This window comes from Acinetobacter sp. GN11 (assembly GCF_054823985.1).
On record NZ_JRVL01000004.1, the window covers coordinates 1 to 18025 of the forward strand.

21 protein-coding genes are annotated in these 18025 nt (G+C 36.7%); 13 read left to right on the forward strand and 8 right to left on the reverse strand.

Features of this window, described 5'->3' with window-relative positions; translation table 11 throughout:
* Both NL42_RS00440 and NL42_RS00445 read left to right on the forward strand, forming a co-directional pair.
* Positions 1 to 362: hypothetical protein (locus NL42_RS00440; protein ID WP_461311384.1), on the forward strand; the 362-nt coding region annotated here is incomplete at its 5' end.
* Between the two features lie 119 nt (positions 363 to 481).
* The gene (locus NL42_RS00445) at positions 482 to 1465 is read left to right on the forward strand and encodes an ion transporter (protein ID WP_461311385.1); all 984 of its coding nucleotides are present in this window, start codon (positions 482 to 484) and stop codon (positions 1463 to 1465) included.
* A 32-nt stretch (positions 1466 to 1497) separates the two neighbouring features.
* On the opposite strand, the gene NL42_RS00450 is transcribed toward NL42_RS00445, so the two are convergent.
* Positions 1498 to 2691 carry an MFS transporter gene (locus NL42_RS00450; protein ID WP_461311386.1) on the reverse strand — a complete coding sequence of 398 codons (1194 nt, stop codon included), beginning with the start codon at positions 2689 to 2691 and terminating at the stop codon, positions 1498 to 1500.
* A gap of 244 nt (positions 2692 to 2935) precedes the next feature.
* Between NL42_RS00450 and NL42_RS00455 the strand changes: the two genes are divergently transcribed.
* Both NL42_RS00455 and NL42_RS00460 read left to right on the forward strand, forming a co-directional pair.
* A complete protein-coding gene (locus tag NL42_RS00455; RefSeq protein ID WP_461311387.1) occupies positions 2936 to 3733 on the forward strand; it encodes a DUF4198 domain-containing protein in 798 nt (265 codons plus the stop codon).
* 276 nt (positions 3734 to 4009) lie between these two features.
* A complete protein-coding gene (locus NL42_RS00460) occupies positions 4010 to 4930 on the forward strand; it encodes a LysR family transcriptional regulator (RefSeq protein ID WP_016137738.1) in 921 nt (306 codons plus the stop codon).
* A 62-nt stretch (positions 4931 to 4992) separates the two neighbouring features.
* On the opposite strand, the gene NL42_RS00465 is transcribed toward NL42_RS00460, so the two are convergent.
* Entirely contained in the window at positions 4993 to 5445 is a 453-nt protein-coding gene (locus tag NL42_RS00465) for a DUF441 domain-containing protein (RefSeq protein ID WP_461311388.1), read from the reverse strand.
* Between the two features lie 251 nt (positions 5446 to 5696).
* On the opposite strand from NL42_RS00465, the gene NL42_RS00470 reads away from it, so the two are divergent.
* On the forward strand, positions 5697 to 5912 hold the full coding sequence (locus NL42_RS00470) for a hypothetical protein (RefSeq protein ID WP_461311389.1): 216 nt from the start codon (positions 5697 to 5699) through the stop codon (positions 5910 to 5912).
* Positions 5913 to 6016: 104 nt separating this feature from the next.
* The gene (locus NL42_RS00475) at positions 6017 to 6721 is read left to right on the forward strand and encodes a pseudouridine synthase (protein ID WP_461311390.1); all 705 of its coding nucleotides are present in this window, start codon (positions 6017 to 6019) and stop codon (positions 6719 to 6721) included.
* Here the strand turns inward: NL42_RS00475 and NL42_RS00480 are convergent.
* The 3 genes from NL42_RS00480 to NL42_RS00490 form a co-directional block, all read right to left on the reverse strand.
* The gene (locus NL42_RS00480) at positions 6714 to 7157 is read right to left on the reverse strand and encodes a GNAT family N-acetyltransferase (RefSeq protein WP_336170251.1); all 444 of its coding nucleotides are present in this window, start codon (positions 7155 to 7157) and stop codon (positions 6714 to 6716) included. The two genes, NL42_RS00475 and NL42_RS00480, sit on opposite strands and share 8 nt — an antisense overlap.
* Before the next feature lie 98 nt (positions 7158 to 7255).
* Positions 7256 to 7564, reverse strand: coding sequence for a type II toxin-antitoxin system RelB/DinJ family antitoxin (locus NL42_RS00485; RefSeq protein ID WP_016137742.1), 309 nt, complete (start codon positions 7562 to 7564; stop codon positions 7256 to 7258).
* A gap of 110 nt (positions 7565 to 7674) precedes the next feature.
* Complete coding sequence (locus NL42_RS00490; protein ID WP_461311391.1) at positions 7675 to 8583, reverse strand: pseudouridine synthase; 909 nt, start codon at positions 8581 to 8583, stop codon at positions 7675 to 7677.
* A 120-nt stretch (positions 8584 to 8703) separates the two neighbouring features.
* Here NL42_RS00490 and tsaE point away from each other — a divergent pair, with 120 nt between their 5' ends.
* From tsaE to NL42_RS00515, 5 genes are all read left to right on the forward strand, one after another.
* Positions 8704 to 9177, forward strand: coding sequence for a tRNA (adenosine(37)-N6)-threonylcarbamoyltransferase complex ATPase subunit type 1 TsaE (gene tsaE / locus NL42_RS00495; protein WP_035366038.1), 474 nt, complete (start codon positions 8704 to 8706; stop codon positions 9175 to 9177).
* A complete protein-coding gene (gene mutL / locus NL42_RS00500; RefSeq protein WP_461311392.1) occupies positions 9170 to 11119 on the forward strand; it encodes a DNA mismatch repair endonuclease MutL in 1950 nt (649 codons plus the stop codon). The genes tsaE and mutL overlap by 8 nt, the downstream gene beginning before the upstream one ends.
* A 6-nt stretch (positions 11120 to 11125) precedes the next feature.
* Complete coding sequence (gene miaA / locus NL42_RS00505) at positions 11126 to 12070, forward strand: tRNA (adenosine(37)-N6)-dimethylallyltransferase MiaA (protein ID WP_461311393.1); 945 nt, start codon at positions 11126 to 11128, stop codon at positions 12068 to 12070.
* 94 nt (positions 12071 to 12164) lie between these two features.
* Positions 12165 to 12689 carry an RNA chaperone Hfq gene (hfq, locus tag NL42_RS00510; protein ID WP_209831057.1) on the forward strand — a complete coding sequence of 175 codons (525 nt, stop codon included), beginning with the start codon at positions 12165 to 12167 and terminating at the stop codon, positions 12687 to 12689.
* A gap of 138 nt (positions 12690 to 12827) precedes the next feature.
* The gene (locus NL42_RS00515) at positions 12828 to 13688 is read left to right on the forward strand and encodes an EamA family transporter (protein WP_461311394.1); all 861 of its coding nucleotides are present in this window, start codon (positions 12828 to 12830) and stop codon (positions 13686 to 13688) included.
* Positions 13689 to 13723: 35 nt separating this feature from the next.
* Here the strand turns inward: NL42_RS00515 and nfsB are convergent, their stop codons facing one another.
* Entirely contained in the window at positions 13724 to 14377 is a 654-nt protein-coding gene (gene nfsB, locus NL42_RS00520) for an oxygen-insensitive NAD(P)H nitroreductase (RefSeq protein ID WP_461311395.1), read from the reverse strand.
* Positions 14378 to 14518: 141 nt separating this feature from the next.
* On the opposite strand from nfsB, the gene NL42_RS00525 reads away from it, so the two are divergent.
* Complete coding sequence (locus tag NL42_RS00525; RefSeq protein ID WP_461311396.1) at positions 14519 to 14749, forward strand: hypothetical protein; 231 nt, start codon at positions 14519 to 14521, stop codon at positions 14747 to 14749.
* Between the two features lie 7 nt (positions 14750 to 14756).
* Here NL42_RS00525 and NL42_RS00530 read toward each other — a convergent pair whose 3' ends face one another.
* Both NL42_RS00530 and NL42_RS00535 read right to left on the reverse strand, forming a co-directional pair.
* A complete protein-coding gene (locus NL42_RS00530; protein WP_461311397.1) occupies positions 14757 to 15476 on the reverse strand; it encodes a UDP-2,3-diacylglucosamine diphosphatase in 720 nt (239 codons plus the stop codon).
* Between the two features lie 15 nt (positions 15477 to 15491).
* Entirely contained in the window at positions 15492 to 16001 is a 510-nt protein-coding gene (locus tag NL42_RS00535) for a peptidylprolyl isomerase (protein WP_016137752.1), read from the reverse strand.
* A gap of 168 nt (positions 16002 to 16169) precedes the next feature.
* On the opposite strand from NL42_RS00535, the gene NL42_RS00540 reads away from it, so the two are divergent.
* Positions 16170 to 17897 carry a glutamine--tRNA ligase/YqeY domain fusion protein gene (locus tag NL42_RS00540; RefSeq protein WP_461311398.1) on the forward strand — a complete coding sequence of 576 codons (1728 nt, stop codon included), beginning with the start codon at positions 16170 to 16172 and terminating at the stop codon, positions 17895 to 17897.
* Positions 17898 to 18025: the final 128 nt, after the last annotated feature.

The following is an 18025-nucleotide window of genomic DNA, read 5'->3' on the forward strand; positions in this document are numbered from 1 at the left end:
GAGGGATTTTAGTTCAAAAGACTGAAGATATTGCACAATATATTTTTAGTATATTGAGAAATAGGTATCATTTAAATGTAGAACTGTATAGTGAAAACTGGGGATGGCAAATAGAAATTCCATTGCCTGAAATAACGATGTATCTTGGAATAAGTGTTTATGAAGAACATAGTAATGGATTCGCAATTTTCATTTCGCCAAACACACCTATTTTAAGAAAGTTTTTATTTAGAAAAATTGATATTACCCATCATATTATGGTGCTGCAAAATTATATAAATATTATCTTGAAATCACATCCAGGCATCTATGATGTGTTGTGGTGGAAAGAAAATGAATTCCGATGTGTAGCAGCGAGCTGAAATAGGAAAAGTGAAAATTTTAAGTACCGAAGTGAGTGAAGGAAAATTTATTAAAGACTATATTGGTGAATAGAGAGCGAAAGCTTACTATATCTTCAATATCACGTGGTCAGATCAATATGCAAAATTCAGCTTTGAAGGGATTACGTAAGTTTTTCTATAATAATCTTCATAATCATGACTATGAAACTACGGTAAGTAGATGTATTAATTATTTTTTAGTTGTTTTAATTGTTGGCAACGTCGCTGCCGTTTTATTAGAAACAGTAAATGATTTGTACACAAGTTATCGTGTTTGGTTTGACTATTTTGAAGTTGCTTCAATTGCAATTTTTAGTATTGAATATTTATTAAGATTGTGGAGTGTTGCAGAACGAGATACGACACAATCTGCGTGGAAAATCCGCTTGAACTGGATGAAAAGCGGAGAAGCAATTATTGATTTAATGGCAATTTTACCTGCCTATCTCAATTTCTTTGTACGAATTGATCTTCGTATGCTCAGAATCTTACGGTTACTTCGCTTATTAAAATTAACACGGTATTTTATCTCACTTCAGATATTGTTATGCGTGATTAAACGTGAGAAGGGGTCTTTTCAGGCAGTTATCTTTATTTTAATCATTATGATTATTATGACTGCTTCTGGAATTTATGTGGTTGAAAACAAGGCTCAGCCAGAAGCTTTTAGTTCAATACCTAAATCTATGTGGTGGGCTGTTGTTACTTTAACTACAGTGGGTTATGGCGATGTAACACCAGTGACCAGTTTAGGAAAGTTATTGGGGGCACTCATTACTATTTTGGGAGTTGGCATTGCGGCATTACCGGCAGGTATTTTGGCATCGGGGCTTGCAAATGAACTTAACCAGCGTAATCAAAGGTTAGAGCAAGAGTTTCGTGAATTACTTCAAGTACGTGGTATTGATATTTTACATGATGAAGCTGAAATAGAACGAATACGTCAAAAAGTAGGTTTGCCAAAAGAGCAGGCACATAACCTGATTATTCAAATTATGCGTGAAAAAGTATTAGAGCAAGAAGAGTCTGTTAGAGAGAGAAAATGTTATTGCCCACACTGTGGTGGAAAGCTAACTGATTAGAAATAATAAGCTAGCATTTTCTCTGATTAAGTTTACTTACTGGCTTTTTCTACAGCAAACGCAATAAGTAAAATGATAAGACCACCGAGACTCAAAACAAAACCTACCCAGATTGGCGCGATCCAACCCATTTGGTGACTGAGTACCCATCCACCTAAAAATGCACCTAGTGCATTGGCCATATTAAAGGCAGAGTGGTTCAGTGATGCTGCTAATGTTTGAGCATCGCCTGCAACATCCATTAGGCGGGTTTGCAAAGCTCCGCCTAATCCCATTACGGTGAGACCAATTAAAAATAATGAAGCAATTGCAGTATAGATATTACTCATTAAGAAACTGGCAACAACAAAAGCTACAGCTGAGCTAATGAGTACACCTACAATCGTTTTGTTTAGGTTTTTATCTGCAAGCCATCCTGCAGCTAAGCCACCAATAACCATACCAGTACCCCAGATAGCTAAAGCGATAGGGACAATTTGGATATCAACTTTTGTATATTCAGTCAAAATTGGTGAAACATAGCTATAAACAGAAAACATGCCTCCAAAACCGATAGCGCCTACCGCTAGTGTTAGCCACATGTTGATATTTTTAAGACCAGCTAACTCTGTTTTTATACTGGCAGTAGCTTGGACTGGAATATTGGGTACAAAAAAGCCAACAGCAATTAAAGTGACGAAAGCAAAGATTGCTGAAAACTCAAAACCAGCTCTCCAGCCAAAATTTTGGCCTAACCACGTCGCGAGAGGAACGCCAATTACAGTTGCGACTGTAAGACCCATCATCATTTGGGCAACCGCAGAGGCTCTTCTTGATGGGCCAGCGAGTTCTGCTGCAACTAATGCACCAACTCCAAAATATGCTCCGTGTGGTAAACCTGCAATGAAACGTGAGATTAAAACAGTTTCGGGGGTATGAGCTAAAGCGGTAAAGGCATTGGCTACGCCATAAAAAAGCATTAAGCCGAGTAATAAAGTTTTTCTCGGAACTTTGGCTCCAAGAATAGCAATGATAGGAGCGCCAATAACTACGCCTAATGCGTAGGCACTAATAAAGTGGCCAGCTTCAGGTACGGTAATATTTAAGTTATTTGCAATTTCTTGAATCAGTCCCATTGCGACGAATTCAGTGGTTCCAATACAAAAACCACCTACAGCGAGTGAAAAAATTGCTAAAAAGAGTGAATAGTGTTGATGTGTAGAAAGAGGAGATTGCGGGGACGGCATAATAAGTTAAGGGGAAACTCAAAAAAGAGAAGTATAAGGGAAAAGAGAACAGAATAATAAAAAACTAAAATATTGAGATAAGCATTACATATTCAAATGAAGTAAATTTAAATTTTTAGGTTTTGATCTATAAATAATAAAAAATAACGAATGATAATAAGAATTATTTTTATTTGTGTATACTGTATTTGCTTATATTTTGTCTGAAAACTTTTACCTTGGTGTACAACAGGATTTTGTAATAATGAATAAATTTTTAGTGCTTTCTCTCGCATTAGCATCTAGTTATAGCTTTGCTCACGAACCTTATGTAGCGCCTGTAGCTTATAAAACTGAACAGACTCAAGTACCTGTAATTGCTGGTTATGCTGAAGAAGCATTAAATAGTGAATATGCTTTAAAGGATGCTAAGCTTACTGTAATTACACCTAAAAATGAGCTTAAAACCCTCAACTCCGAAGGTGTGCATAAGTCTGTAACTGTTTTTGATGTAGATCTACCTGAAGAAGGCACATACATTGTTCAAACTCAGGCGAGTTATCCTTTAAAATATGTATATGACCAAAAAGTATGGCATCTATTTTTTGATATGTCAGCTGATAAAGCTCCACCGAAAGCAGAACGTGAATATTTAATTCCGGCTGACCTTAAAACAAAAACAATCAAAATAGAACAAGTAACACGTGAGTGGATATTGCAGAGTTATCTTTCAAAAGGGAAAGTTTCAGATATTCAACTTCCCAATACACCGATTAAAGTTAGTTTTTCTGTGCACCCAAACCAGATTAAAGCTGCTCAACCTGTTAAATTAGCTATAACTGAAAAAGGGCAACCTTTAGCTTATGCTGAAGTTATTTTGAGAGAAAAAGGTGCAACTGATAAACAAGTACAACCATTTAAGGCGGATAATAATGGGCAAGTTGAGCTTAAATTTCCAAAAGTTGGTGAGTATTTAATAGAAGTAACTGCACCACTAAATTTGAAGTTAAAACCTAAAAATCAAAGCTATACAATTGTTAGCTTAAATGTGGTTACACAGTAACTTTTAGCCTCTAATTAAAATTAGATCCGATTCGGGTCTAATTTTAATTAGAGGGGGCAAAACATGTTCAATATCATAATGCTCTATTTCAATTTTAAAATTACAAAAATTCATCACATAATAAAATAAAATTCATGTTGAAGTTGGCTAACTAATTTTGTGATAAGATGAATAGTATTCATTAGCAAGAATTTATCTAAAGTTGCTCTATTTTTTGAAAAAACAAATATGAGATTAAAACATCTATAGATAAATCTACTTTTCAAGCGTGGACCTATGTTAGAAATTCGTCACCTTAAAACCTTAGTTGCCTTACGTGAACATGGTTCATTAGTTTCTGCTGCGAATGATCTTTGTTTAACACCCTCGGCTATCTCTCACCAATTAAAAGAATTAGATCATTGGTATGGGGTAGAGGTGGTGAATCGACGTAGCCGGCCTGTTAGCTTTTCTAATGTTGGGCAACGCTTACTTAAGTTAGCCGATGATGTTTTACCTCAAATTCAGATTACACATAGTGATATTACTCGTATTGTGCATGGACAGACTGGCAGAATTATCTTTTCATCTGAATGTCATAGTTGCTTTGACTGGTTAATGCCGTTATTGAATCAATATCGACATCAATACCCAGATGTTGATTTAGACTTTGCTTCTGGATTTGAAGCGAATCCACATGAGCTTTTACAAAATGCTGAATTTGATTTGCTTATTACAGCCGATCCAATTGCATTAAAAGGAATTGAGTATTTCCCTATTTTTGAATATGAATCGCGTTTGGTTCTATCCAACACGCATCCATTGGTTCGTGCTGAAAATATTACGGTTCAAGAGTTAGCAGAAGAAGTTTTAATTACTTATCCAGTTGATAAGCATCGTTTAGATATCATGTCGAAACTTTTCATTCCGGCAAATATTCAGCCTAAGCAAATACGAACAACAGATTTAACCCAAATGCTTATTCAACTTGTTGCAAGTGGACGAGGTATTGCTGCTTTACCTGATTGGGTGGTAAATGAATATGAACAAAAGGGTTGGGTCACAAGCCGCCGTTTAGATTGTGTTTCACCTACAGGCTTAAGACGAACTTTGTACGCTGGCTATCGAACTGAAGAAAAAGAGAAAAGTTATTTTGAAGGATTTTTAAAGCAGTTAGAAAAATTCTCTTTAAAACGAAATGCCTATTATTCTGGCTAAAACAAATAATTTAGCCTAAGTGTTAAAAAGGTGCTTAATTGCACCTTTTTTATATCGACTTCTTATTTACCAATAAATAAAGAGAGTAAGCCTGCTGCAATAAGAGGGCCGACTGGTACACCACGGAGTAAAGCTACACCAGCAACCGTACCAATGAGTAAGCCTGCAACAACATCAGGTTGGCTCGACATTAGTTTGACGCCACGACCACCCAACCAAGCGACTAATAGGCCAATTGCGATAGCTAAAAGCGACTTAAAACTAACAAATGACTTTAAAATAGTTTCTCCACTGAGCTTCCCACTGGCAATGGGAGTAAGTACGCCAATCGTTAAAATAAGAATTCCTAAATTAAGACCGTGAGCTTGAATATAGGGGAAAAACTCGTTTAATGGCGTAATTTTAACGACAATGAGCACACCGGCTGCAATCGTTACAGCTGCATTTTGACTTAATAAGCCGCAGATCAACAGAACGAGTAGAACAACTAAATTAACATCAAATTGGGCAAGCATGGGGAGTGCAGAGGAAGTAAATAAATGGAATTGTATAATATTTAAGACCAGTAATGTGAACGCTTTAAAAGATATAGCCGATTTCAGATCTTATTTTTAATAAAAATTCACTGTATATCGCTCAATGATAAAGAGTTTTAATTTCTGGTTACGCTTGGAAACAATGTTATATAAATTAACAAGTTAAAAATTTTATTTTTTTAAAGTTGTGATATAAAAATAGTCATTACTCATGAGTACAGGATAATTGTATGGATATTATAGATATCAAAATTAAAGATCAGTTTGATCAGATTCATGATGCAAAAGCGCAACTAAAGAAAAATTTAGTGGAACATGAAAATGAATCGTTAAAGCTGAGCCAGCGTATTGAACATATTATTGTTGATAATGAAATAATTTTGCCTACTACCGAATTATTATTTGAAAGTGAACAAAACGAAAATATTTATCGGGTAGTTGAATAGTAGAAAGCGAGTAGAACCAAGTAGATGCAAAGAGCTGCTCGTAGTGTTTAATAAAAAGTGGAAACTACGTTAAAATAACAGCTTAGTTCTAATGAGAAAACTTCATGCTGCTGGAAAAAATTTTACAATCACAAGGGTTTGGTTCACGTAAATATTGTCAGCAGTTAATAAAAAACGGATCTGTAAGTATTGATGGGGAGGTTGCAGATGATCTTAAAAAGCAATTCTCTCCTGAAAATTTAGAGTTTTCTCTTTTTGGGCAAACTTATCAATATCGAGAAAAGGTTTATATTGCTTTAAAAAAGCCAAAAGGTTTTGAATGTTCACATCAGCCCCACCATCATCAAAGCGTATTTAGCCTTTTACCAGAAATCATGATTCAACGTGGTGTGCAAGCTATTGGCCGTTTAGATCAAGATACAACAGGCTTACTTTTACTTACTGATGATGGTAAATATCTTCAAGCTTTAACTCATCCCCGTAAACATGTTCCAAAGGTTTATCATGTTACGACCATCGATCCTGTCACGCCTGAGCAAATTGAAATGTTAGGTCAAGGTGTGAGCTTGCATCAAGAAAAAGGTGTCTTTGCTGCAACGGATGTAGAGATATTAGAAACTCATCAATTAACTATGACCATTCATCAAGGTGTTTATCACCAAGTCAAAAGAATGATTGCTGCTGTAGGAAATAAAGTAGAAGCATTACATCGCCATCAAGTAGGTCAATTGGTTTTACCGGAAATAGCAGATGGAGAATGGATTTATTTATCTAAAGAGCAAAAACATCTCGCTCAAAATCTTACTTAAGAAAGCAATGGAAAGTTTGGAACTCACTATCTCGAATGAATCCCATTTTTTCATATAAGCGATGAGATTCATGGTTGTTGCCTTGAGTTTCCAAACTAATCCGCAAAGCATTCTCTTGTTTTGCAAATAAGATTGCTGTATCGATTAGCTGTTTAGCCGAACCCTGACGACGGAAAACGGGCGTAACATATACATCATCTAAGATATAGTAAGTTGAGCAAGCAACTGAAGAAAAACCTAAATAGAGTAAAATAAAACCTGTGATTTTATCGTCTTTAATATGAATGAAGAACACACTTTCTCTATTCTCAAAACGCTGTTTGAGAAAGTGAAATGATTCATTAAAATTAGAAGAGGCCCCATAAAATTGGCGGTATTCATCAAATAAAACGGCGAGTTGCTCTAAATCTTCAAAAGTCGCTCGTCTAACGATCATTTGGCGCTCCTTGTAATTTATCATTATGTTTTTACAAAGAGAGCATAACGAAAAAAAGAGCTTTTTGACGTTAAAACTTGTTTATAAATGCAACAGTGTTAAATTTTGTCGCTTTCACCAAGAAGAGCATTTAATTCTTCAAATAAATCTTCATGGTCATCATCTTCAGCTAACGTTGATGGATTTTGGTTCAATGAAGATGCTTTGGCTTTTCTCAGCTTTAATAATTGTTCCATATTGATCGTCTGATTTTCGATCGCAAACGGAATAGATTTAGTTAATACGACCTGTTTAAAAAAAAGTCGTACCGCTTGGGCAGGGGTAATTCCCAATTGTTTAAAAACAGCGAAAGCCTGCTTTTTCTCTTGGGAGTCAAGTCGAACCTGATAAACTTCTGTTTTTCGCATGAATAATAAAACCAAATGATTTTAATTTTTAGGAATTTATTTTAAACCATCGCAATGTAATTTCAATGCTTTTTGGCATAAAAAATAATCTTTTTGTAATTACGGTTACATTACAATGTCAATTCAAACTCAGATTTAAAAGACATTCCCTCTTTTGTTAGTGGATCTATAAATGAAATATGCTTAGCCAGAAGCTGTAAGGGTTCTGAGAAATCATCTTCAGCCTTGTGCTGAACTATCGGATAAAACGGATCATTTTTAATCGGAATTTCTAAATAGCTAAGATGTACACGAAGTTGATGTTGCTTACCTGTTGTCGGTGTTAAACGATATTTTGCCCAAGTTTGATTGTGTTCGATAAGCTCAATATAGGTTTGGGTATTTGCTTTAGCATTTGCCACAACTTGCATGGTGTAAAAAGGAGTACCTTTATCTAAATGCAAATGTAATGTTTGGGGAAGTTTTAATTCTTTTTTATACGGTGCGATAGCATGATAAATTTTATTGACTTGGCGCTCTGCAAATAACTGTTGGTAAGCACCACGCGACTCAACCCGTTTGCAAAATAGAACAACGCCAGCAGTTTCACGGTCTAATCGATGTATGGGCGTTAAAAATTCATTGTCTGTTTGCTTTTTTAGTCGGACTAAAAGCGTTTCTTGAACATATTGTCCAGTCGGGCTAATCGTTAGAAAATGGGGTTTATCGACCACAAGTAAATCATCATTTTCAAATAAAATCCGATGTTCGAAAGGAACATGTGGTTCGTAGGCCAGAAATCGATAATAAAAAATATGCGTATTGCTTTGATATGGACTATCTAATGTTAATTTTTGTCCATTAGCCCCATAAATAAGCCCATCTTGAAAGCGTTGTTGCCACTCTTGCACTTTAATATGTTGGAAATGTTGGCATAGATACTCATAAATAGTTTGAGTATTTGTTTGTGCAGGAAGATAGACTTGGCTTGCGCTTACACCATCAATCATAGGTGGCAAAAAATCGTTCGGACTAGACATAAAAAAGTGTAAATATGTAAGAGAATTGATATAAAAAAAGCCAACTTCTAGGGCTTGAGTAGGCTTTTAAGGCAGGGCAATGTTATCATATCGATTATTTCGAATCATGTTATGTGTGCTATGTCGTATTCATTGAAATTGGTCTTAAATCATGAAGAAGATACTGAGCGTTTAGCTCAAGCTTTGGCGCAGCATGTGCAGTCGGGTGTGATTTATTTAATTGGAGATTTAGGTGCGGGTAAAACCACACTTACGCGCTATTTCTTACATGCTTTGGGTCACAAAGGCTCTGTTAAAAGCCCAACCTATACACTCGTTGAGCCATATAAAATTAATGATAAAGAAATTTTTCATTTTGACTTATACCGTTTGAACGACCCCTACGAGCTTGAATTAATGGGAATCCGTGATTATTTAGATATCACAGATGCATTATTTTTATTTGAATGGCCTTCAAAAGGTGGCGATGAAATTCCAGAAGCCGATATCATTATTGATATTCAAAAGTCAGATGATGAGTTGAGCCGTTTAGTAACCTTAACTTTACCCACAGAACATTTGTATCAGACTTTGCAGGAACAGCTTCATGACTGATGAAAAGCTAACACAACGTCGTATCCATACATTAGACGCAGCGTTAGCCAACCAGATTGCTGCTGGTGAGGTGATTGAGCGTCCTTCATCTGTTGTTAAAGAATTATTAGAAAACTCCATTGATGCGGGTGCAACTGAGCTGATTGTGCGGATTGCTCAAGGTGGTTCGACCCTAATCGAAATTATTGATAATGGGCATGGCATTCATTCTGAAGATTTAGCATTAGCGGTCATGCGTCATGCCACAAGTAAAATTAAAACGGCAGAAGATTTACACGCTATTGTAAGTTTAGGATTTCGTGGGGAAGCACTTGCTTCGATCGCTGCTGTTTCAAGATTGACATTGACCAGTAGCCAAGATGAAAATGGTATTGGCCATCAGGTTGAAGTAAACGGTACAGCATTTGATCATCAAGAAGTACAAGCTGTTGCTGCTCAAAAGGGAACCCATATCCGTGTTCAGGACTTATTTTTTAATGTTCCTGCACGCCGTAAATTCTTAAAAAAACCAACCACTGAATTTGGTCATATTGAAGAGATTGTTCGTCGTCTGGCCCTAACACATTTCGATATACGTTTTGTGCTTGAGCATAATGATAATATTAGAATTAATTTACCTATAGCGGATAGCGGCGAGCTTCGTTTTCAGCGGGTACAGCAATTATTAGGTTCGCAATTCGTACAAAATGCATATTGGATGGATGCTGAAAGTATTAGCATGCGTTTATCGGGGTGGCTTGGCCATCCTTCTGATGCACGTGCGCAGCCTGATATGCAATATGTCTATGTAAATGGGCGTATTGTCAAAGATAAAACAATTTCGCATGCGTTACGCATGGCATATGACGGTATTTTACATGGTCATCAACATTCATCTTATCTACTTTTCTTAGAAGTCGATCCTGAAAATATTGATGTCAATGTTCACCCTACAAAACATGAAATTCGTTTTTTAAATCAGAGAGAAGTGCATGAGTTTGTAAGACATTATGCAAAAGAAACTCTGGCACAATTTCAGACAGCAAGCGCTGATTTAGCTCAAGCGATGAAAGTGGATGAAACCTCAGATTATTCAGTACAGCCACAGCCGAAATACCAAGAACAATTTTCATTGCACAGAGCAAATGAAAATTTAAATGCAGATAGTGAGCCACAGTCTCAGCACGCACCAACAGAGTTATTAACCGATTTTAACGCTAGTCGTCCGCAAGCTGTTCACTATGCAGATCAAACACCAAAATATAATGGTTCACCTCAGTTAAATAATGCGTTAAAGACATACTTAGCGCCACTGCGTGATCAACCTGCTAGTTTTTCAGTAAATGAAGATATTGAACCAGTAACAAAAGTCGATGAATTTCCATTAGGTATCGCAATTGCTCAACTTCATGGAATTTATATTTTATCGCAAAATACTGAAGGTCTTATTATTGTTGATATGCATGCAGCGCATGAGCGTATTTTATTACAGCAAATGAAAAATGCTTGGGATAAGCCAGAATTTTGGACGTCTCAGCAGTTACTTATTCCTAAAGTCATTTCTATTAGTCGTATGCAGGCAGTGAGGGTAGAGGAGCTAAAACCTCAACTTGAGCGTTTAGGGCTTGAAATTGATTTGTATGGGGATGAGCAAGTTATTGTTCGCGGTGTGCCTGCCATATTACAAAAAGCTGACTTTGAAAATCTTATTCCTGAACTTTTAAATGATTTAGACCCTAATGATGAAGCACAAGGGTTACTTCAAAAAAGAGATGAGTTATTAGCTGGAATGGCATGCCATGGGGCAGTGCGTGCACATCGACAACTCAGTCTTTCAGAAATGAATGCTTTACTTCGTCAAATGGAACAAACCGAATTTGCGAGCCAATGTAATCATGGGCGGCCAACTTGGCGTGCATTTCCATTATCTCAATTAGATAAATTATTTGCTCGAGGAGAGTAGTTTTACATGTCAAATCAATTGCCCGTCATCAATTTAATGGGACCAACTGCGAGCGGAAAAACCGCTTTGGCATGTGAATTATACGAGCGTGGAAATTTTGAGCTGATTTCTGTTGATTCTGCACTCGTTTACAAAGATATGGATATCGGCACGGCTAAACCAACTCGTGAAGAGCAAGCGCTCTATCCTCATCATTTAATTGATATTATTACTCCTCTTGAAGTTTATTCAGCTGCTCAGTTTGTTGAAGATGCATCTAAGTTAATTGATGACATGCATTCACGTGGAAAGACTCCTATCTTGGTAGGGGGCACAATGTTGTACTTTAAGGCATTGCTAGAAGGTCTATCGAGTAATTTGCCGAGCGCTGATGCCCAAGTTCGCGCAGCAATTGAAGAAAAGGGTTTAAATGAAGGTTGGCAGGCTGTTTATGATGAATTAGTTTCTGTCGATCCTGCCGCGGCTATAAAATTTAATGTGACTGATAAGCAAAGGATTATTCGAGCATTAGAAGTTTATAAGATTACAGGTGAGCCAATTACTAAATTGCAGGCAGAACAACCCAAAAACGTACCATATCGATACATATTTCATAATTATGCTTTACTGCCAGATCGGGTAGAATTACATCAACGCATTGAGCAAAGATTAAGCAAAATGTGGGATATCGGTTTTTTGAGTGAAGTTGAAGCTCTAATTGAAAAATACGATTTAGATGAAAATTTACCCTCAATGCGTTCAGTAGGTTATCGACAAGCACTAGAATTTCTATTAAAAAGTGACTTAAGTCTCAAAAGTAAACGTGAAATGGAGGATAAAGCTTTATTTGCAACACGACAACTTGCCAAACGTCAATATACGTGGTTACGTTCTTTGCAAGAAATACACGATTTTAAAACTTACTTGACGATAAAGCAGGCGAAAGAAGACTTGCGAAACTCTTATGGATAAAGCAAAATTTGCACACTGTCTTTTTATAATTTTTAGTTTAAAAATAAAGATAGTTTTTTTGCGCTGATTTAAAAATTTTTTTTTGGAGTTAAAAATGTCTAAAGGTCAAACTTTACAAGATCCGTTCTTAAATTCTCTCCGTAAAGAACGTATCCCTGTTTCTATTTTCCTTGTTAACGGTATTAAATTACAGGGTCATATTGAATCATTTGACCAATATGTTGTTTTATTAAAAAATACTGTAAGTCAAATGGTTTACAAACACGCGATTTCAACTGTTGTTCCAGCACGTAACCCACGCCCAGCAGGCGCACAAGGTACAGGCTTCCCAGCACAAGGCGGCACACAAGGTGGTTTTGGTGGTCAACCTACTGGTGGCTTCGGTGGCGGTCAAGGCGGTGGCTTTGGTGGTGCTCAAGGTGGCTTCGGTGGCGCTCAAGGCGGCTTCGGCGGTCAAGGCGGCTTCGGCGGTGGTCAAGGTGGCGGCTTCGGCGGTCAAGGTGGCTTCGGTGGTCAAGGCGGTGGTTTCGGTGGTCAAGGCGGCTTCGGTGGTCATCAAGGTGGTTTTGACAACGACACTAAATTTGAAGATGGTCAAGAAGACGAAAATAATCGTTAATTGAAATCTAAAAAAAACCAGTCAGATAATGACTGGTTTTTTTATGCTTATTTAAAAGTTAATTCAAAATATTTAATTCATCGAAGTTAATGATTTGACCATGATGAATAATATATTAAATAAATAGAGTTCTAATCGATGCTATTAATATTAGCTGCTGCTTTAAGTAGCGTTTTGGTATCTATCCTATTAAAAAACTTAAAGAAAAAAGGCTACCAGCCGCTACAAATGATTGCATGGAACTATGCGAGCGCGAGTCTTCTTTGCTTTTGGTGGTTTCAGCCTGATATTCAACATATTTCAATACAAAAAACGCCTTGGTGGTTAATTGTTGCATTAGGATTGATTTTGCCCAGTATTTTTCTGTGTTTAGCTAAATCATTAGAATATGCAGGAATTGTTAAAACTGAGGTTGCACAACGGCTTTCCATCGTACTTTCTTTACTCGCAGCTTATTTCTTTTTTAATGAACAATTTAATGCATTAAAACTATGGGGCATAGGTTTAGGAATTTTTGCTGTTTTACTCGTTCTCTTTGGACAAATGAATACCTCTTCAAATCCTCAATCTCGAAAAGCAATTTTTGCTTTATTAAGTGTTTGGTGTGGATATGCCGCGGTAGACATTCTCTTAAAATATACGAGTAGTTTAGGTCTTCAATTTACACTGACTTTAAACCTTATTTTTATTACATCTTTTATATTATCAATTGCCTATTTATTGGTGCAGAAAACCCAAAAATGGCAGCTTAAAAGCGCTATAGCAGGGTTGATATTAGGTGTACTTAATTTTTTAAATATCGCTTTATATGTAAAAGCTCATATTCTTTTAAAGGATTCGCCTGCGATTGTTTTTGCAAGCATGAATATTCTTGTTGTGTTATTAGGAATTGCAAGTGGCGTTATTTTATATAAAGAAAAATTAAAATGGCCTACCACTTTGGGTATTTTATTTGGGATAAGTGGCGTACTTTGTTTAGCTCGGGCAATGAGTTTGTAGTTCAAGAGAGTTGAATCTCTTGAACTATTCGAATTTTATAAATAGGTAAAAATAACTTCATCTGGTAGGCGTGATTTAGGTAGTTTGGCATTGAAATCGTTTTCACTGCGATAACCTAGAGAAACAATGACTGAACTACGCAGGCCTTTTTCAGTTAAACCTAACTCAGTATTTAAAATATCTTCATCAAACCCGCCCATTGGAGTTGCATCAATTCCTTCTAAGCCAGCAGCAAAAAGTAGTTGCCCCAGAGCAATGAATGTTTGATTTTCCATCCAGCCAAATAAATTTTTCTGTTCATTCCGATAGAACTCAACATAGCCATGGCGAGTATCTTTTTGGCCTAATTTAGCTTTTTCATCTTTAAAACGACCGCTCAAATCATCTTGTTCAAGCAATTGATTTAAGTATTCAGCTGAAATATCTGTTCTTGTACAGAATATAAGTGTGTGTGATGACTCGAGTACCTTGGGAGCGTTGTAGGCATATTTTCCTGTTAAGGCTTTTGCAATTCGTTCTTTAGCTGCAAGATTGTCTGCAACTAAGAAATGCCAAGGCTGTATATTCACTGAAGAAGGGGAAAAACGTAAAATTTCTAATAGTTTATTAATTTTTTCTTGGGGAATTTTCTTTTCAGAATCATACGCTTTTGTGGTATAGCGACTTTTAACAGAATTCAATAGGTCCATAGGTGTGCTCCATATCAATCTTATGGCAATTGAGAGAATTCAATCTTTGCCATCATACGCTATTTTATTCAAAAACATTTCCTATGTAATTTGATAAAGAAATATAATACTCTTATGTAAAGTTTTAGTAATCTATTGAAAATGATTGATTTAATGCCAACAGATGCAAAGAGTAAGCTGCGAGAAATTAGAATTGTTAAAGCCTTTATCATTCTTGTATTTGTATTGAGTCTTCTTATTTTATACATTGAGTATCACGATCATGCACATATAAGCTGGAAATTTATATTTATTGCCAGTATGTGTGTGATTCAAGATTCTGATTTAAATAAAAAAATTAAAGAATTGAAAGTTCAAATAAAAAGTGATTAATTTCTAGCTAATAATTCCAGACAATCAATTCGAGCTGTTGTGTATTTGAAGATGGATCAATTTCCAAAATATAAGCCTGATCTTCACGCCAATCGCCAAGAACAATTCGTTGTTTAGCTTGTACCTGATGAATTGAAGGGCGGTGAGTATGCCCATGAATCAATTTGTCTACATTTGCTAAGGCAGAAATAACAGCTTGTTCATTCACATCCATGATTTCATAGCTTTTTTGCTGTTTATCAGCGGAGCTTCTTTTGCGAAAGCCATTAACAAGCTTTGTACGAAAACTGAGTGGGGTTTGGCGTAAAAGAGCGACTAAGAGTGGATTTCGAATAATTTTTTTAAATCTTTGATAGGAAACGTCGTCTGTGCATAGTGCATCGCCGTGTTCTAGACGATATTGATATCCTGCAATATTGAGGGAATAAATGTCAGGGAGTAAGACGCCATTAAATTTATTGAGGAAAACTTGATTAAGCGCAAAATCACGGTTACCGACTTGAAAATAAACCCGATTTCCTTTGTTGTTAAAGTCTTTTAAGGCCTCAACAATTTCATCGAGCCATGGTGCTGAATAGTCATCTCCAATCCAGGCATTAAACCAGTCACCTAAAATGTAGAGTTGAGTATTTTTATGTTGGTAATGCACCAATAAGTCTAAAAACCCTCGAACGAGTCGAGGGTGTTCAGGTGACAAATGTAAATCTGAGATAAACAGATAAGTCACAGCTTTATCCTAAAATTATTCAGAAATAATTTTAGCAGATTCGATTACAACATTTTCTAAAGGAACGTCAGCGTGGTAACCGCGGTTGCCAGTGCGAACACCTTTGATCGCTTCAACAATGTCTAAACCTTCAACAACTTTACCAAATACAGCATAACCCCAACCTTGAGCAGTTTTAGAGGTATGGTTCAAGAAAGAGTTATTCTTCACGTTGATAAAGAATTGAGCAGATGCTGAGTGAGGAGCTTGAGTACGTGCCATTGCAACTGTACCTTCATCGTTACTTAAACCGTTATCAGCTTCATTTTCAATTGAATCACGTGTCGCTTTTTCTTTGAAGTTTTCATCCATACCGCCACCTTGGATCATGAAACCATCAATGACGCGGTGGAAAATAACGCCGTCATAAAAACCGTCACGTACATATTCTAAAAAGTTTGCTACTGTTTTAGGCGCTTTTTCAGCATTCAGTTCAAGAACAATACGACCTTTATTGGTGTTTAATTCGACTTGAGGAAAACTCATTACATTAATCTCCTAAACATGGGCTTATGACCATGGGTTTTTGGTTGAGAGAAGCATAAGCAAACTGTAAACTACAAGGCAAGTAAAAAACGTTAAAATCTTTGTTAAAAATGAAGATAGCGTTTAAATTTTTCGAAATTTTATCTACAAAGAAGTGATTGATACACTATGAAGCCTAATGATGTTGTCTCGAGCCTGCCAAATAACCCGACACCGAATACTCATGCCTCTGTCGATTCTGTGCAGCAAGAACAACAGGCTGGCTTAGATTTTGTTCGCCAAGTTATTACTGAAGACTTGGCTGCTGGTCGTGCAAAGCAGATCGTAACGCGTTTTCCACCAGAACCAAATGGTTATTTACATATTGGCCATGTAAAAGCGATTTGCTTAAACTTTGGTGTGGCTGAAGAGTTTAATGGTTTATGTAATTTACGTTTTGACGATACAAACCCTGATGCTGAAGAACAAGAGTATGTTGACGGTATTGCTAATGATGTGAAATGGCTTGGTTTTAACTGGAATGGTGAGCCGCGCTATGCATCGGGTTATTTTGATCAATTATATGCATGGGCTGTTCAACTCATTGAGCAAGGCGATGCTTATGTAGATTTACAATCTCCAGAAGAAATTAAGTTAAACCGCGGTAATTTTGTTGAACCTGGTAAAAATTCACCATACCGTGATTCATCTGTTGAAGAGAACCTCGCGCGTTTTGAAAAAATGCGTAGTGGCGAATTTAAAGAGGGTGGAGCTGTTTTACGTGCCAAAATTGATATGGCAAGCCCAAATGTACACATGCGTGACCCAATTTTATATCGCGTATTGCATTCAGAACATCACCAGACAGGTGATAAATGGAAAATCTATCCAATGTATGACTATGCTCATCCATTGTCTGATGCGATCGAGGGGATTACTCATTCGCTTTGTACATTAGAGTTCCAAGATCATCGTCCGTTTTATGACTGGATTGTAGAAAAAGTAAAATCTCAAGCGGTTCCACATCAGTATGAATCTTCACGTTTAAACGTGGATTACACCATTACATCAAAACGTAAATTACGTAAATTGGTGGAAGGTGGTCATGTGAATGGTTGGGATGACCCACGTATGCCAACAGTAGTGGGAATGCGTCGTCGAGGTTTTACACCAGAAGGTTTACGCGATTTCTGTAAGCGTGTTGGTGTGTCAAAAACTGATGGTATTGTAGATGTTGCAATGCTTGAGTTCTGTATTCGTCAATCTTTAGAAAATACAGCTGCGCGTGGTATGGCTGTTTTAAGTCCACTTAAAGTGACTTTAACCAATTTGCCAGAAGATATGGATCTTAACCACGCTCGCCATCCAAACGTGGATATGGGTGACCGTGTGATTCCTTTAACTAAGGAAATCTATATTGATCGTAAAGACTTCGAAGAAGTACCACCGAAAGGTTTTAAACGTTTAATTCCTGATGGTGAAGTGCGTTTACGCCATGCTTACGTTATTAAATGTGATGAAGTCATTAAAGATGCTAATGGTGAAGTGGTTGAGCTGAAATGTTCGATTGACCCTGAAACTTTGGGTAAAAATCCTGAAGGTCGTAAAGTTAAGGGCGTAATTCACTGGGTATCTGCGACTAAAGGTATTCCTGCTGAAGTACGTATTTATGATCGTTTGTTCACAGAAGCAGATCCTGAAACAGGTGATGATTTCTTGGCAAACTTAAATCCAGATTCGATGAAAGTGTTAGAAGCTGTCATTGAACCTGCTTTGGCACAAGCGAGTCCTGAAGATCGTTTCCAGTTTGAACGTGAGGGTTATTTTGTTGCTGATCAACATGATCATTCACCTGAAAAACCAGTGTTTAACCGCATTCTCGATTTGAAAGATAGCTTTAAGCCTGAGAAAAAGTAAAACGCTTAAAATGTTTTTGAGCAAATAGTAGATATAAAAAAAGCCCAACTCAGTTGGGCTTTTTTTATATCTATTTTCTTACATATATTATTCTTTATTATGCTTTGGCAAATAAGCTAAGCCGGGTT